This window comes from Streptomyces sp. NBC_00094 (assembly GCF_026343125.1).
Classification (GTDB): Bacteria; Actinomycetota; Actinomycetes; order Streptomycetales; family Streptomycetaceae; genus Streptomyces.
Map to the genome: position 1 here is coordinate 6,603,831 of NZ_JAPEMB010000001.1, position 15,226 is coordinate 6,619,056.

Consider the following 15,226-nt stretch of genomic DNA (forward strand, 5'->3'; position numbering starts at 1 on the left):
GTCCAGGCGGCGGCTCCGGCCGCGTCCGACTCCGGTCCACGGTCACCGCTACCGAAGTATCGACCTGTGCGACTTCGGTAGCGTCCCCGCCCGCCGCTCACCCGCGCGGGGCCCCCGGCTGCGTACATTGCCGACATGACCCGTACGGAACGGCAGCGCTGGCTGCTCCCCTCCCACCTGGTAGAACCGGGCGAGAGCGGCGCGGCCAGGCCCCGCCGTACCGTCCGCGACTGGATCGTCGACACCTCGCTCTTCCTCCTCGCTGCTCTCGTCGGCCTCGTCGCCGCCGACGCGGGCGCGCAGTACAGCAGTGAGCCCGTCATCCTCTTCGACCAGCTCGTCGGCGCCGCCGCCTGCTGCGCCCTCTGGCTGCGCCGCCGCTGGCCCGTCGGGCTGGCCGTCACCCTCTCCCTGGTCAGCGTCGTCGCCCCGGTCGCCGGTGGCGCCGTGCTCGCGAGCCTCTTCAGCGTCGCCGTACGCCGTCCCTTCCGCGAGGTCGCCTGGATCGGCGCGCTCGCCGTCGCCGCCTCCACCGTCCAGGTCTTCGTCCGCCCCGACCCCACCCTCAACGCCGGCATCGCGGTCGTCCTCGGCTTCGTCCTCATCCTCCTCGTCACCGCCTGGGGCATGCTCGTCCGCTCCCGGCGCCAGCTCGTCGAGGCCCTCCGCGAGCGCGCCCGCCGTGCCGAGGCCGAGGCCGAACTGCGCGCCGCCCAGGCCCAGCGGCTCGCCCGCGAGGCCATCGCCCGCGAGATGCACGACGTCCTCGCCCACCGGCTGACCCTGCTCAGCGTCCACGCGGGGGCCCTGGAGTTCCGGCCGGACGCCCCGCCCGAGCAGATCGCCCGCGCTGCCGGCGTCATCCGCGACAGCGCCCACGAGGCCCTGCAGGACCTGCGCGAGATCATCGGGGTGCTGCGGGCGCCCGGGGAGAACGGCGACGGCGGCGGCGACCGGCCCCAGCCGACCCTCGCCACCCTCGACGCGCTCGTCGCCGAGTCCCGCGAGGCCGGCGCCGACGTCGTCCTCGACCTCGACGTGGACACCCCCGAGGGCGCGCCCGCCGTCCCCGCCTCCACCGGCCGCACCGCCTACCGCATCGCCCAGGAGGGCCTGACCAACGCCCGCAAGCACGCCCCCGGCACCGAGGTCACCGTCACCGTGAGCGGCCGCCCCGGCGAGGGCCTCACCGTCACCGTCCACAACCCCGCGCCCGCCGGACCCGTCCCGCACGTCCCCGGCTCCGGTCAGGGCCTCATCGGGCTCACCGAGCGCGCCGCCCTCGCCGGGGGCCGTATGGAGCACGGCCCGGCCCCCGACGGCGGATTCGCCCTGCGCGCCTGGCTACCGTGGCCCGCATGACCATCCGGCTGCTCATCGTCGACGACGACCCCCTGGTCCGCGCGGGCCTCACCCTCATGCTCGGCGGCGCCGAGGACCTGGAGATCGTCGGCGAGGGCGCCGACGGGCGCGAGGTCCCCGAGCTCGTCGACCGGCTCGCCCCGGACGTCGTCCTCATGGACATCCGCATGCCCCACGTCGACGGCCTCACCGCCACCGAACGCCTCCGCGCGCTCCCCGGCGCCCCCGAGGTGGTCGTCCTCACCACCTTCCACGCCGACGAGCAGGTGCTGCGCGCCCTGCGGGCGGGCGCCGCCGGCTTCGTCCTCAAGGACACCCCGCCGGCCGAGATCGTCGGCGCCGTCCGCCGGGTCGCCGCCGGCGATCCGGTGCTCTCCCCGGCCGTCACCCGCCAGCTGATGACCCACGTGGCGGGAGAGCCGGGGAAGTCCGACCGGCCCGAGCGGTCCCGGCGTGCCGCGCTCACCGCCCGCCTCGCCGAACTGGCGGGACGCGAACGGGAGGTGGCCGTGGCCGTCGGCAAGGGCGGCTCCAACGCGGAGATCGCCGCCGAGCTCTACATGAGCGTCCCCACCGTCAAGACCCACGTCTCGCGGATCCTCGCCAAGCTCGACCTCAACAACCGCGTCCAGATCGCCCTCCTCGTCCACGACGCGGGCCTCCTGGACGAAGAGAAGTAGTCGGATAGTCTGCGGAGATGTCCGTCATCGAACTGGGGGAGTACGGAGCGGACTTCACCGCGAACCCGTACCCCTATTACGCCGAGCTCCGCGCGTCCGGCCCGGTCCACGAAGTGCGTATGCCCGACGGCTTCCGGTTCTGGCTCGTCGTCGGCCACGAGGAGGGGCGGGCCGCGCTCGCCGACCCCCGGCTCGCCAAGTCCCCGTCCGTCATCGGCGTACGGCCGCCGGAGGAGGACGTCATCGGCGTCCACCTCCTCGGCGCGGACGCCCCCGACCACACCCGGCTGCGCCGCCTGGTCACGGGCGTCTTCACCGGCCGCCGGGTCGAGGCCCTCCGCCCCCGCGTCGAGCGGCTCACCAGGGAACTCGCCGACGCGATGGAACCGGCCGGACGCGCCGACCTCGTCGACGCGTATGCCTTCCCCGTGCCGATCACCGTCATCTGCGAACTCCTCGGCGTCCCCGCCGACGACCGCGAGACCTTCCGGCACTGGTCGCACGAGCTCGTCGCCCCGGCGGACGAGACCGGCTTCCTCGACGCCATGAAGGGCTTCGCCGCGTACCTCGACGAACTCATCGAGGACAAGCGGGCCGCGGGCCCCGCCGACGACCTGCTGTCCGACCTCATCGCCGCCCGCGCCGAGGACGGCGACCGGCTCTCCGGGCCCGAACTCCGGGCCATGGCCTACCTGCTGCTCATCGCCGGCCACGAGACCACCGTCAACCTGATCTCCAACACCGTCCGCAACCTGCTCACCCACCCCGAGCAGCTCGCCGCCCTGCGCGCCGACCCCGACCTCCTCGACGGGGCGATCGAGGAGTCCCTGCGGTACGACGGTCCGGTGGAGACCAGCACGTTCCGCTTCACCCGGGAAGCCGTCACCATCGGCGGCACCGAGGTCCCGGCAGGCCAGAGCGTCCTCGTGGGGATCGGCGCGCTCGACCGCGACCCGGCCCGTTTCCCCGAGCCCGACCGCTTCGACATCCGCCGCGACACCCGCGGCCACCTCGCCTTCGGCCACGGCATGCACTACTGCCTGGGCGCCCCGCTCGCCCGCCTGGAGGCCAGGATCGCCCTCCGTACCCTCCTGGACCGCTTCCCCCGGCTCGCACTCGACCCCGAGGGCGCCCCCTGGGAGTGGGTGCCCGGCCTCCTCATCCGCGGGGTCCGCCGGCTCCCGGTCCGGTGGTGAACAGCCATGCCTTAGGTCGTGTCCGGCGACACGACCCAGGGGGCGTCCATCCGCACCGGACGCCGCTCCCGGCGCGAGCGCTCGCAGGCCTCGGCGATCCGGAGCGCCGCCAGGGCCTCCCGCCCGTCGCACGCGTTGGCCGCCTCGCCGCGCACCAGCCGTACGAAGGCGTCGAGCTCCGCCTCGTACGCAGGGGCGAACCGCTCCAGGAAACCCGGCCAGGGCTTCCCGGGCGCGGGTGGCCCCAGCGGCTCCACCGAGGCGAGCGGCGTCCGGTCGTCCAGGCCGACCGCGATCTGGTCCCGCTCGCCGGCCAGCTCCATCCGTACGTCGTACCCGGCGCCGTTGCACCGCGTCCCGGTGACCGTGACCAGCGTGCCGTCGTCCAGCGTGAGGAGCGTGGCGGCGGTGTCCACGTCCCCGGCCTCCCGGAACATCGCGGGACCCGCGTCCGAGCCCGTCGCGTACACCTCGACGACCTCCCGGCCGGTCACCCAGCGGACGATGTCGAAGTCGTGGACCAGACAGTCCCGGAAGAGACCTCCGGAGAGCGGCAGGTACGCGGCGGGCGGCGGCTCCGGGTCGGAGGTCGTCGCCCGTACGGTGTGCAGCCGGCCGAGCCGCCCCGAGCGCACGGCCTCGCGCGCCGCCCGGTACCCCGCGTCGAAGCGCCGCATGAACCCGAGCTGAAGCTCGGTGCCCGCGTCCGCCACGGCCCGCAGCGCCGTCCGCGTGCCGGGCAGGTCCAGGGCGATCGGCTTCTCGCAGAAGGCCGGCAGACCGGACCCGGCGACGCGGGCGATCAGCTCCGCGTGCGCGGCCGTCGCCGAGGCGATCACCACCGCGTCCAGGGCGTGCCCGAGGAGCGCCGTCACGTCCGGGGCCGCCTCGGCCCCGAGCGCCCCCGCGACCCCGGCCGCCCGTGTCGCGTCCGCGTCCGCCACGACCAGCGACTCGACCTCCGGGTGACGGGCCAGTACCCCCGCGTGGAAGCTCCCGATCCGTCCCGTACCGATGAGTCCGATGCGCATGGCCCCACCGTGGATCCGTACGCCTCCCCTGTCAAGGATTTGTCAGGACAACAGGACGTCACGACTTCCGGTCATCAGCTTCCTGTCGCCGACGCGCCCGGCTACGCTCCCTCCGTGTCCAAGCAGCCCGGCTCGCCCCTGCCCCCGCTCTCCGTGGACCGCACCAGCCCGGTCCCGCTCTACTTCCAGCTGGCCCGGCAGCTGGAGGGCGCGGTGGAGAACGGGACGCTGCCGCCGGGCACCCTCCTCGGCAACGAGATCGACCTCGCCACCCGCCTGGGCCTCTCCCGCCCCACCGTCCGCCAGGCCATCCAGTCCCTCGTCGACAAGGGCCTCCTGGTCCGCCGCCGGGGCGTCGGCACCCAGGTCGTGCACAGCAGGGTCCGGCGCCCGCTGGAGCTCAGCAGCCTCTACGACGACCTGGAGGCCGCGGGCCGCCGCCCCGCCACCCGGGTCCTCGTCAACCGCCTGGAACCCGCCACCGGACCGGTCGCGGCGGCCCTCGGCGTACCGGAGGGCAGCGAGGTCCACTACCTGGAGCGGCTGCGCACCTCGCACGGCGAGCCCATGGCGTACCTGCGCAACCACCTGCCCGCCGGGCTCCTCGCACCGGACGGGCCGGACACCGAGCGCCTGGAGACCACCGGCCTCTACCGGATGCTCCGCTCCGCCGCGCTCACCCTGCACAGCGCCCACCAGTCCATCGGTGCCCGCGCCGCGACCCCGGAGGAGGCCGCGCTCCTCGACGAGCGGGAGGGCGCCCCGCTGCTCACGATGGAGCGCACCACCTACGACGACACGGGCCGGGCCGTCGAGTACGGCTCGCACCTCTACCGGGCCGCGCGCTACTCCTTCGAGCTCCAGCTGATGGTCCGTCCGTAGCCACGGACGGCCCCCCTGACAAGTGCCACGACCTGCATGACCGATACTGCAATGCACGCAGAAGGACACAAAGGAGGGCACGGCCTCGTGACCAGGCTTCGGACAGGAGGGGTACGGGCCGTCATCGGCGCCGTGCTCGCGCTCGCGCTCACAGGGGCGCTCGCGGGGTGCAGCAGCACCGGCGGAAAGCGGGCGGAGGACGCCCGCAAGGCCGCGGCGGCCCAGGGCAGGGCGGCTGTCGACACCCCCCGCTGGACCTTCGCGATGGTGACCCACTCCGGCGACGGCGACACCTTCTGGGACATCGTCCAGAACGGTGCCGAGCAGGCCGCCGTCAAGGACAACATCAACTTCCTCTACGCCCACAGCGACGAGGCCCAGCAGCAGGCCCAGCTCATCGACTCGTACGTCGCCAAGGGCGTCGACGGTCTCATCGTCACCCTGGCCAAGCCCGACGCGATGAAGGCCTCCGTCGAGAAGGCCGTCAAGGCCGGCATCCCGGTGATCACCGTGAACTCGGGCGCCGCGCAGTCCAAGGCCTTCGGCGCCCTCACCCACATCGGGCAGGACGAGACCGTCGCCGGTGAGGCCGTCGGTGACGAGCTGGAGGAACGTGGCAGGAAGAAGGCCCTGTGCATCCTGCACGAGCAGGGCAACATCGGCCACGAGCAGCGCTGCGCCGGAGCGAAGAAGACCTTCGGCGGCGAGCTCGTGAACCTCTACGTCGACGGCACCAACATGCCCGACGTCAAGGCCTCCATCGAGGCCAAGCTCCAGTCGGACAAGGCCATCGACGCCGTCGTCACCCTCGGCGCCCCCTTCGCCGACGCCGCCGTCCAGGCCGCGAAGAGCGCCGGGAGCACGGCCGAGATCGACACCTTCGACCTCAACGCCAAGGTCGCCACCGCCCTCCAGGCCGGCACCCTCGGCTTCGCCGTCGACCAGCAGCCCTACCTCCAGGGCTACGAGGCCGTCGACCTGCTCTGGCTCTACCGCTACAACGCCGATGTACTCGGCGGCGGCAAGCCGGTCCTCACCGGTCCCCAGATCATCACCAAGGACGACGCCGCCGCGCTCGTCGGCTACGCGGAGCGGGGCACCCGATGAGTTCCACCGCCCCACCCGGCATCGACCACGTCGACGAACGGCTGCTGCGCACCACGCCGCTGAAGAAGCTCCTCGCCCGCCCCGAGCTCGGCTCGGTCGTCGGCGCGATCGCCGTCTTCGTCTTCTTCTCGGTCGCCGCCGACAGCTTCCTGCGCCCCGCGAGCCTCGGCACCGTGCTGTACGCGGCCTCCACCATCGGCATCATGGCGGTCCCCGTCGCCCTGCTGATGATCGGCGGCGAGTTCGACCTCTCCGCCGGCGTCCTCGTCACCAGCTCGGCGCTCGTCTCGTCGATGGTCAGCTACCAGCTGACGGCGAACGTCTGGGTCGGCGTCGGCGTCTCGCTGCTCGTCACCCTGGCGATCGGCGTCTTCAACGGCTTCATGCTGACCCGTACCAAACTGCCCAGCTTCATCATCACGCTCGGCACCTTCCTCATGCTGACCGGCCTGAACCTGGGCCTCACCAAGCTGATCAGCGGCACCGTCTCCACCAAGTCCATCGCCGACATGGAGGGCTTCCCCTCCGCCCGGAAGCTCTTCGCCTCCCAGGTGACCGTCGGCGGCGTCGAGCTCAAGGTCACCATCCTGTGGTGGCTCGGCCTCGTCGCGCTCGCCACCTGGATCCTGCTGCGCACCCGCTTCGGCAACTGGATCTTCGCGGTCGGCGGCGGCGCCGACGCCGCCCGCGCGGTCGGCGTCCCGGTCTACCGGACGAAGATCGGCCTCTACATGGGTGTGGCCTTCTGCGCCTGGATCTCCGGCCAGCACCTGCTCTTCTCCTTCGACGTCGTCCAGTCGGGCGAAGGCGTCGGGAACGAGCTGATCTACATCATCGCGGCGGTCATCGGCGGCTGTCTGATCACCGGCGGATACGGCTCCGCCATCGGCTCGGCGGTCGGCGCCCTCATCTTCGGCATGACCAGCAAGGGCATCGTCTACGCCGAGTGGAACCCGGACTGGTTCAAGTTCTTCCTGGGAGCGATGCTCCTCCTGGCGACGCTGCTGAACGCCTGGATCCGCAAGCGCGTGGAGGCCACCAAGTGACCGCGGAACAGCCCTCCCTCATCGAGCTGACCGACGTCAGCAAGTACTACGGCAACATCCGGGCCCTCGAAGGGGTCTCCCTGGACGTCCGCGCGGGCGAGATCACCTGCGTCCTCGGCGACAACGGCGCCGGCAAGTCCACCCTCATCAAGATCGTCGCCGGACTCCACCGGCACGACGCCGGCGTCTTCCGCATCGAGGGCGAGGAGGCCAGCCTCGCCAACCCGCGCGACGCCCTCGACCGGGGCATCGCCACCGTCTACCAGGACCTCGCCGTCGTCCCGCTCATGCCCGTCTGGCGGAACTTCTTCCTCGGCTCCGAGCCCACCAAGGGCTCCGGCCCCTTCAAGCGGCTCGACGTCGACCTCATGCGGACCACCACCCGCGAGGCGCTGCTCCGCATGGGCATCGACCTGCGCGACGTCGACCAGCCCATCGGCACCCTCTCCGGCGGCGAGCGCCAGTGCGTGGCCATCGCCCGCGCCGTCCACTTCGGCGCCAAGGTCCTCGTCCTCGACGAGCCGACCGCCGCACTCGGCGTCAAGCAGTCCGGGGTCGTCCTGAAGTACGTGGCGGCCGCCCGTGACCAGGGCCTCGGCGTGGTCCTCATCACCCACAACCCCCACCACGCCTACCTCGTCGGCGACCGGTTCGTCCTGCTCAAGCGGGGCGTGATGGCCGGCAGCCACACCAAGAGCTCCGTCACGCTCGACGAGTTGACCCGCCAGATGGCCGGCGGCAGCGAGCTGGAGGACCTCCGCCACGAGCTGGAGCGGCCGTCCGGCACATAACGGTCCCCTCACACCACACCTGGCAGAATCGGAGCCGATGAGTACCTACCGCGACCTCACGCACCGGGGATCGGCCCGGGGCACCGTGCTGCGGACCGTCGGGACCCGCGAGCGGCGCTCCCACCTGACCGCGCCCCGCGTACCGACCGTCGGCATCGACATCGGCGGCACGAAGGTGATGGCCGGGGTCGTCGACGCGGACGGCAACATCCTGGAGAAGCTCCGCACCGAGACCCCGGACAAGTCCAAGAGCCCCAAGGTCGTCGAGGACACCATCGTCGAGCTCGTCCTCGACCTCGCGGACCGGCACGACGTGCACGCCGTCGGCATCGGCGCGGCCGGCTGGGTCGACGCCGACCGGGCCCGGGTCCTCTTCGCCCCCCACCTGGCCTGGCGCAACGAACCCCTCCGGGACTCCCTCCAGGGCCGGCTCGCGGTCCCCGTCATGGTCGACAACGACGCCAACACCGCGGCCTGGGCCGAATGGCGCTTCGGCGCCGGACGCGGCGAGGACCACCTCGTCATGATCACCCTCGGTACGGGTATCGGCGGCGCGATCCTGGAGGACGGCCAGGTCAAGCGCGGCAAGTACGGCGTCGCCGGCGAGTTCGGGCACATGCAGGTCGTGCCCGGCGGCCACCGCTGCCCCTGCGGCAACCGCGGCTGCTGGGAGCAGTACAGCTCGGGCAACGCGCTCGTCCGCGAGGCCCGCGAGCTGGCCGCCGCCGACTCCCCGGTGGCGTACGAGATCATCGAGCGGGTCAAGGGCAACGTCTCCGACATCACCGGCCCCCTCATCACCGAGCTCGCCCGAGAGGGCGACGCCATGAGCATCGAGCTGCTCCAGGACATCGGCCAGTGGCTCGGCGTCGGCATCGCCAACCTCGCCGCCGCCCTCGACCCCTCCTGCTTCGTCATCGGCGGGGGCGTCTCCGCCGCCGACGACCTGCTGATCGGCCCCGCCCGCGACGCCTTCCGCCGCCACCTCACCGGCCGCGGCTACCGCCCCGAGGCCCGCATCACCCGCGCCCAGCTCGGACCGGAGGCCGGGATGGTCGGCGCCGCCGACCTCGCCCGGCTCGTCGCCCGCCGCTTCCGCCGCGCCAACCGGCGCCGCGTCGAGCGCTACGAACGGTACGAGCGCTACGCCCAGGCCCTGCGCAGCGGGACCACGGGCCGGCCCCCCCGTACTCCCGAGGACCCGCCTTCATGACCGTGCACCACCCGTCCCGCCCGCCCCGCTCGCCCCACCCGCCCGAGGGAAAACTGCCCGAAGAGCGCCGGCACATGATCCGCCGGCGCTGGCTGACGGCCGTCATCATCGTGCTGCTCGTCGGCATCCCGGCCGGCTACCTCGTCATCTCCGCAGGTCAGAGCCGTGACAGCGGACGTGACAAGGAACGCGAGTCCTCGGCGGCCGGCCTCCAGACCAACGAGCCCTCCAAGATGAAGCGCCGGGTCTTCGAGGTCCCGATCCCCGGCGGCGCCTGGGACGTCGCGTACTACGAGACCAGCAACTGGAAGACCAGCCGGCTCTACGTCCAGTTCACGACGGACGCCTACGGACTCGACGCCTTCCTCGCCGAGTCCGGCACGTCCCGCGCGGCGCTCACCCCCGGCCGGATCACCGTCGGCGACCGCGACGCCGACATCGCCGGCTGGACCTTCACCGAGGGCGTGACCTGGGCGGGCACCACCGTCACCCGCGAGGAACCCCGCCCGACCACCGACATCACGGTCGACCTCACGGACCCGGCCTTCCCCCGCGTCTACGTGGTCTCCACCACCAGCCCCTGACCCCCCGGACCGCCACGCGGGGCGCGCTGACTACTCTGGAGCGAGTGAGCCAGACGCAGACGCCCCAGCCGAACCAGTCGAATCAGCCCGTCCAGCAGCCCGCCCCGGGCCAGCCGGGCCCGCAGATGGAGCCGAACCGGCCGAGCGAGCCGAACGGCCCCGGCGAGACCCCGCCGCCGGCCGTCGCGCCCCTCCAGTACCGCAGCGACGGCCCCGAGGACGCCCCCGTCCTCGTCCTCGGCCCCTCCCTGGGCACGACCTGGCACATGTGGGACCGGCAGATACCCGAGCTCGTCCGGGACTGGCGGGTCGTCCGTTTCGATCTTCCCGGGCACGGCGGAGCGCCCGCCCAGCCCTTCACCTCCGTCGCCGAGCTCGGCGACCGCCTCCTCGCGACGCTCGACACGCTCGGCGTCCAGCGCTTCGGGTACGCGGGCTGCTCCCTCGGCGGGGCCGTCGGCCTCGACCTCGCGCTGCGCGCGCCCCACCGGGTCGCCTCGCTCGCCCTGGTCGCCACCTCGCCGCGGTTCGGCAGCGCCGACGAGTTCCGCCAGCGCGGGGTGATCGTCCGTACCAACGGGCTGGAGCCCATGGCCCGTACCGCGCCCGAGCAGTGGTTCACCCCGCTCTTCGCCGGCGCGCAGCCCGCCATCGTCGACTGGGCCGTCCAGATGGTCCGGACGACCGACCCCGCCTGTTACGTCGCCGCCTGCGAGGCCCTCGCCGTCTTCGACGTCCGCGAGGCCCTCGGCCGGATCGGCGTCCCCGCGCTCGTCCTCGTCGGTTCCGAGGACCAGGTCACCGGCCCCGCCGAGGCCCGCACCCTCGTGGCCGGCATCGCCGACGCCCGGCTCGCCGTCGTCCCCGGCGCCTCGCACCTGGCCCCCGTCGAGCAGCCCGCCGCCGTCACCGACCTGCTCGCCGAGCACTTCGCGGGCATCGCCCAGGAGGCCAGCGGCACCCTCACCGTGCCGCCGCTCCCCGCGGTTCCGGTCCCCGCCGCCGAGCCCGCCGCCGAGGTCCCGGCCGCCGAGCCCGCGGCGGCCGGCCGCCCCGACCCGTACGAGACGGGCCTCGGCCTGCGGCGCGAGGTCCTCGGCGACGCCCATGTGGACCAGGCCCTCGCCGACGATCCCGACAGCGCCTTCCAGGCCCTCGTCACCCGCTACGCCTGGGGCGAGGTCTGGAGCCGCGAGGGGCTCGACCGGCGCACCCGCAGCGCCGTCACCCTCACGGCCCTCATCGCCGGAGGCCACCGCGAGGCGCTCGCCGACCACACCCGCGCCGCCCTCCGCAACGGCCTGTCGCCCGACGAGCTGCGCGAGATCGTGCTCCACACCGCCGTGTACTGCGGCCTGCCGGCCGCCGAGACCGCCCTGCGCGTGGTCACCCGCGTCATCCAGGAGGAGACGACGCCGCCCGCGTAACCTGGCCGCGTGAAGCTGACGAAGAAGTCCCACGCCTGCGTCCGGCTGGAGAAGGGCGGGCGGACGCTCGTCCTCGACCCGGGGATGTTCACCGAAGAGGACGCCGCCCTCGGCGCCGACGCCCTGCTCGTCACCCACGAGCATCCGGACCACTTCGACGAGGGCCGGCTGCGCGCCGCCCTGGAGGCGAACCCGGCTGCCGAGATCTGGACGCTGCGGAGCGTCGCGGAACAGCTCTCGGCGGCCTTCCCCGGCCGGGTGCACACGGTCGGCCACGGCGACGCCTTCACGGTGGCCGGCTTCGACGTCCAGGTCCACGGGGAGCTGCACGCGGTGATCCACCCGGACATCCCGCGCATCACCAACGTGGGCTTCCTCGTCGACGGCGCCGTCTTCCACCCCGGCGACGCGCTCACCGTCCCGGACCGGCCGGTCGACACGCTGCTGCTGCCGGTCATGGCCCCCTGGAACAAGATCTCCGAGGTCATCGACTACGTCCGCGAGGTGAAGCCGCGCCGCGCGTACGACATCCACGACGCCCTCCTCACCGACCTCGCCCGGCCGATCTACGACCGTCAGATCGGCGCCCTCGGCGGCACCGACCACTCCCGCCTCGCGCCGGGAGCCTCCGCCGAGCTCTGAGACCGCACGCCGAGTACGGGGGCGAGTACGGGGGCCGAGTGCGGAGGCCGAGCGCGGGCGCCGGTTCCGGGGCGTCGAGCGCCGGATCCGGCCGCTGTCACACCCCGCCAGTAGGCTTGCGCCCATGCGCATCGCCACCTGGAACGTCAATTCGATCACCGCCCGGCTGCCCCGGCTCCTGGCCTGGCTGGAGAGCACCGGCACGGACGTGCTGTGCATCCAGGAGACCAAGTGCACCGCCGAGCAGTTCCCCGTCGAGGAGCTGCGCGCGCTGGGATACGAGTCCGTGGTCAACGCCACCGGACGGTGGAACGGCGTGGCCCTGGTCTCCCGCGTCGGCCTCGCGGACGTGGTCACGGGCCTGCCCGGCGGTCCCGAGTACGAGGGCGTGCAGGAGCCGCGGGCCATCTCCGCGACCTGCGGCCCGGTCCGCGTCTGGTCGGTGTACGTGCCGAACGGCCGCGAGGTCGTCCACGACCACTACGCGTACAAGCTGCACTGGCTGGAGGCGCTCAAGGCCGCCGTCGCGGAGGACGCGGCGGGGGAGCGGCCGTTCGCCGTCCTCGGGGACTACAACATCGCCCCGGCCGACGAGGACGTCTGGGACATCGCCGAGTTCGAAGGCGCCACGCACGTCACGGAGCCGGAGCGGGCCGCCCTCGCCGGGCTGCGCGAGACGGGCCTGACCGACGTGGTCCCGCGCCCGCTCAAGTACGACCACCCGTACACGTACTGGGACTACCGTCAGCTCCGCTTCCCGAAGAACAAGGGCATGCGCATCGACCTGGTCTACGGCAACAAGCCCTTCGCCGAGGCGGTCTCGGACAGCTACGTGGACCGCGAGGAGCGCAAGGGCAAGGGCGCCTCGGACCACGCGCCCGTGGTGGTCGACCTCGACGTGTGAGCGGGGGTGCGCGGAGAAGACGATCTCCGCGCGCCGGGTGGTCGACCGGCAGGCGGCGGTGCGAGGCTGTTCGGATGAACATTCCGTTTCTGGACAATTGGCGCAAGCGACACGGGAGCGAGGTGGCCGACGAATCGCCGGCCGCCGACTTCGACCGTGACCCCGACGGAGTGAGCGAGCTGCTCTCCGAGTGCGAGCTGCTCCGCGCCCGCGTCGAGGAGTCCGGGGTGCTGCTCGACGACAGCCCGCGCTCCCTCCAGGAGCTGGACCAGTTGCCGCCCCGCTGGCGTGACGACCCGGAGGAGCTTCCCTGGTTCGGCAACGACGCCGGCCTCTACCTCGGCACGGTGATCGTCCGGAACGTGCCCGGGGCCCGGTGGCAGGTGTGGCCCGCCGGCGGCCCCGTCGTGCGGCTCGCCTCCGGCCGCGAGATCCAGGTCGTCGAGGCCGGCCTCGACTGGGCGATGCGGGGGGCGCCGGAGCTGTACCAGGTGTACGCGGAGGCCGCCGAACTCTGAGCGGACCCGGTTTTCCTTCCACCCTGAACCACTCTTTTGCAGTAAATACGGCTTATTCCTGTTTCATGCGTGTCAGCCGTGAAGTCCCTTTTTCTGTGGATAGTTTGCGCTGACCGCGACACCGCCGAGAAGGGGGCAGGGCAGCGTATGGCCGTCGTCGATCCGCTGATCGAACTGCGTGGCGTCAACAAGCACTACGGCGCGCTGCACGTGCTCCAGGATGTGGACCTCACCGTCGGCCGCGGTGAGGTGGTCGTCGTCATCGGCCCCTCCGGCTCCGGCAAGTCCACCCTCTGCCGGGCGATGAACCGGCTGGAGCACGTCGAGTCGGGCGAGATCGTCATCGACGGACAGCCTCTCCCCGACGAGGGCAAGGCGCTGGCCCGGCTCCGGGCCGAGGTCGGCATGGTCTTCCAGTCCTTCAACCTCTTCGCGCACAAGACCGTCCTCGCGAACGTCTCCCTCGCGCAGATCAAGGTCCGCAAGCGCAAGAGGGAGGACGCCGACCGGCGTTCGCGCGAACTCCTCGACCGGGTCGGACTCGCCGCGCACGCCGAGAAGTACCCTGCCCAGCTCTCCGGCGGCCAGCAGCAGCGCGTGGCGATCGCCCGCGCCCTCGCCATGGACCCCAAGGCGCTCCTCTTCGACGAGCCGACCTCGGCGCTCGACCCCGAGATGATCAACGAGGTCCTGGAGGTCATGCAGCAGCTGGCCCGGGACGGCATGACGATGGTGGTCGTCACCCACGAGATGGGCTTCGCCCGCTCCGCCGCCAACCGCGTCGTCTTCATGGCCGACGGCCGCATCGTCGAGGACCGCACGCCGGAGGAGTTCTTCACGAGTCCGCGCAGCGAGCGCGCCAAGGACTTCCTCTCCAAGATCCTCAAGCACTGACCGGGGTGGGAACCATGCAGCGTACGCGCCGGACCCCGGCCGCCCTCGCCCTGCTGCTCGCCGCGGTGGTGGCGCTCGGCGGCTGCGGCAAGGAGGGCAGCCCGCCGGTCAAGGGCCCCCAGCCCGACCAACTCCCCGTCTACCAGGTCCAGTCGGGATTCACCCTGCCCGACTCGGGGACCTGGAACCGGGCGAAGAAGCGCGGACGGCTCGTCGTCGGCGCCAAGGAGGACCAGCCGTACATGGGCGAGAAGGACCCCGCCACCGGCCGCTACTCCGGCTTCGACATCGAGATCGCCAAGATGATGGCGGCCTCGCTCGGCTTCGAGCCGGCCGGCATCGAGTTCCGCACGATCGCCTCGGCCAACCGTGAGACCGCTCTGCAGAACGGCCAGATCGACTACTACGTCGGCACGTACACCATCAACGACAACCGCAAGAAGCTCGTCGGCTTCGCCGGCCCCTACTACCAGGCCGGCCAGTCCCTCCTGGTCCGCACCGACGAGAACGACATCGCCGGACCGCAGGACCTGGCCGGCAAGCGGGTCTGCTCGGCCGCCGGATCCACCCCGTACCAGCGGATCCAGAAGGACTATCCGGAGGCCGAACTCGTCGCCTACGACACGTACTCGGTCTGTGTGGACAACCTCCTGACCTATCAGGTCGACGCGGTCACCACCGACGACACGATCCTCATGGGGTACGCCGCCAAGGTCCCCGACGAACTCAAGCTCGTCGGGAAGCCGTTCTCCAAGGAGCCGTACGGGATCGGCGTCCCCCACGGGGACACGGCGCTGCGCTTCGCCCTCGACGACGCCATCGCGGTCCACGAGAAGAACGGCGACTGGAAGAAGGCCTACGACGCCACCCTCGGCCTCTCCGGCGTCCCCGCCCCACCGCCGCCCGCCATCGACCGCTACCCGGCGAGCTGACCGGAGGAGCCTCCCCG

General features: G+C 72.5%; 16 protein-coding genes. 15 read left to right on the forward strand and 1 reads right to left on the reverse strand.

Annotation, left to right across the window (positions count from 1 at the left end; genetic code table 11):
- Positions 1 to 135 precede the first annotated feature (135 nt).
- Genes OG580_RS29355 through OG580_RS29365 form a run of 3 tightly spaced genes read left to right on the forward strand, consistent with a single transcriptional unit; the run spans position 136 to position 3,238 of the window.
- Positions 136 to 1,362, forward strand: a complete 1,227-nt coding sequence (locus OG580_RS29355) for a sensor histidine kinase (RefSeq protein WP_267046657.1) — start codon at positions 136 to 138, stop codon at positions 1,360 to 1,362.
- Positions 1,359 to 2,042: a response regulator transcription factor gene (locus tag OG580_RS29360; RefSeq protein ID WP_267046658.1), complete on the forward strand. Its 684-nt coding sequence runs from the start codon at positions 1,359 to 1,361 to the stop codon at positions 2,040 to 2,042. The genes OG580_RS29355 and OG580_RS29360 overlap by 4 nt, the downstream gene beginning before the upstream one ends.
- Before the next feature lie 17 nt (positions 2,043 to 2,059).
- Positions 2,060 to 3,238: a cytochrome P450 gene (locus OG580_RS29365; protein WP_267046659.1), complete on the forward strand. Its 1,179-nt coding sequence runs from the start codon at positions 2,060 to 2,062 to the stop codon at positions 3,236 to 3,238.
- An 11-nt stretch (positions 3,239 to 3,249) separates the two neighbouring features.
- On the opposite strand, the gene OG580_RS29370 is transcribed toward OG580_RS29365, so the two are convergent.
- On the reverse strand, positions 3,250 to 4,269 hold the full coding sequence (locus OG580_RS29370; RefSeq protein ID WP_267046660.1) for a Gfo/Idh/MocA family oxidoreductase: 1,020 nt from the start codon (positions 4,267 to 4,269) through the stop codon (positions 3,250 to 3,252).
- A 153-nt stretch (positions 4,270 to 4,422) separates the two neighbouring features.
- On the opposite strand from OG580_RS29370, the gene OG580_RS29375 reads away from it, so the two are divergent.
- The 12 genes from OG580_RS29375 (at position 4,423) to OG580_RS29430 (ending at position 15,209) form a co-directional block, all read left to right on the forward strand.
- Positions 4,423 to 5,151: a GntR family transcriptional regulator gene (locus OG580_RS29375; RefSeq protein WP_323182691.1), complete on the forward strand. Its 729-nt coding sequence runs from the start codon at positions 4,423 to 4,425 to the stop codon at positions 5,149 to 5,151.
- 123 nt (positions 5,152 to 5,274) lie between these two features.
- Positions 5,275 to 6,258, forward strand: coding sequence for a sugar ABC transporter substrate-binding protein (locus OG580_RS29380; protein WP_267048170.1), 984 nt, complete (start codon positions 5,275 to 5,277; stop codon positions 6,256 to 6,258).
- Positions 6,255 to 7,304, forward strand: a complete 1,050-nt coding sequence (locus OG580_RS29385; protein WP_267046662.1) for an ABC transporter permease — start codon at positions 6,255 to 6,257, stop codon at positions 7,302 to 7,304. The genes OG580_RS29380 and OG580_RS29385 overlap by 4 nt, the downstream gene beginning before the upstream one ends.
- Positions 7,301 to 8,095: an ATP-binding cassette domain-containing protein gene (locus OG580_RS29390; RefSeq protein WP_267046663.1), complete on the forward strand. Its 795-nt coding sequence runs from the start codon at positions 7,301 to 7,303 to the stop codon at positions 8,093 to 8,095. Before OG580_RS29385 ends, OG580_RS29390 begins: the two co-directional genes overlap by 4 nt.
- Positions 8,096 to 8,132: 37 nt before the next feature.
- Positions 8,133 to 9,308 (forward strand): ROK family glucokinase, encoded by a 1,176-nt coding sequence (locus OG580_RS29395; RefSeq protein WP_267046664.1) that lies wholly within the window; start codon positions 8,133 to 8,135, stop codon positions 9,306 to 9,308.
- The gene (locus OG580_RS29400; RefSeq protein ID WP_267046665.1) at positions 9,305 to 9,892 is read left to right on the forward strand and encodes a hypothetical protein; all 588 of its coding nucleotides are present in this window, start codon (positions 9,305 to 9,307) and stop codon (positions 9,890 to 9,892) included. The genes OG580_RS29395 and OG580_RS29400 overlap by 4 nt, the downstream gene beginning before the upstream one ends.
- A gap of 44 nt (positions 9,893 to 9,936) precedes the next feature.
- Entirely contained in the window at positions 9,937 to 11,319 is a 1,383-nt protein-coding gene (locus OG580_RS29405) for an alpha/beta fold hydrolase (RefSeq protein ID WP_267046666.1), read from the forward strand.
- Positions 11,320 to 11,328: 9 nt separating this feature from the next.
- On the forward strand, positions 11,329 to 11,961 hold the full coding sequence (locus tag OG580_RS29410) for an MBL fold metallo-hydrolase (protein ID WP_267046667.1): 633 nt from the start codon (positions 11,329 to 11,331) through the stop codon (positions 11,959 to 11,961).
- A 124-nt stretch (positions 11,962 to 12,085) separates the two neighbouring features.
- Positions 12,086 to 12,865, forward strand: a complete 780-nt coding sequence (locus OG580_RS29415; protein ID WP_267046668.1) for an exodeoxyribonuclease III — start codon at positions 12,086 to 12,088, stop codon at positions 12,863 to 12,865.
- A gap of 74 nt (positions 12,866 to 12,939) precedes the next feature.
- Positions 12,940 to 13,383 carry a DUF6278 family protein gene (locus OG580_RS29420; RefSeq protein ID WP_267046669.1) on the forward strand — a complete coding sequence of 148 codons (444 nt, stop codon included), beginning with the start codon at positions 12,940 to 12,942 and terminating at the stop codon, positions 13,381 to 13,383.
- Between the two features lie 147 nt (positions 13,384 to 13,530).
- Positions 13,531 to 14,277, forward strand: a complete 747-nt coding sequence (locus OG580_RS29425) for an amino acid ABC transporter ATP-binding protein (RefSeq protein WP_323182624.1) — start codon at positions 13,531 to 13,533, stop codon at positions 14,275 to 14,277.
- Between the two features lie 14 nt (positions 14,278 to 14,291).
- The gene (locus tag OG580_RS29430; protein ID WP_267046670.1) at positions 14,292 to 15,209 is read left to right on the forward strand and encodes a glutamate ABC transporter substrate-binding protein; all 918 of its coding nucleotides are present in this window, start codon (positions 14,292 to 14,294) and stop codon (positions 15,207 to 15,209) included.
- Positions 15,210 to 15,226: the final 17 nt, after the last annotated feature.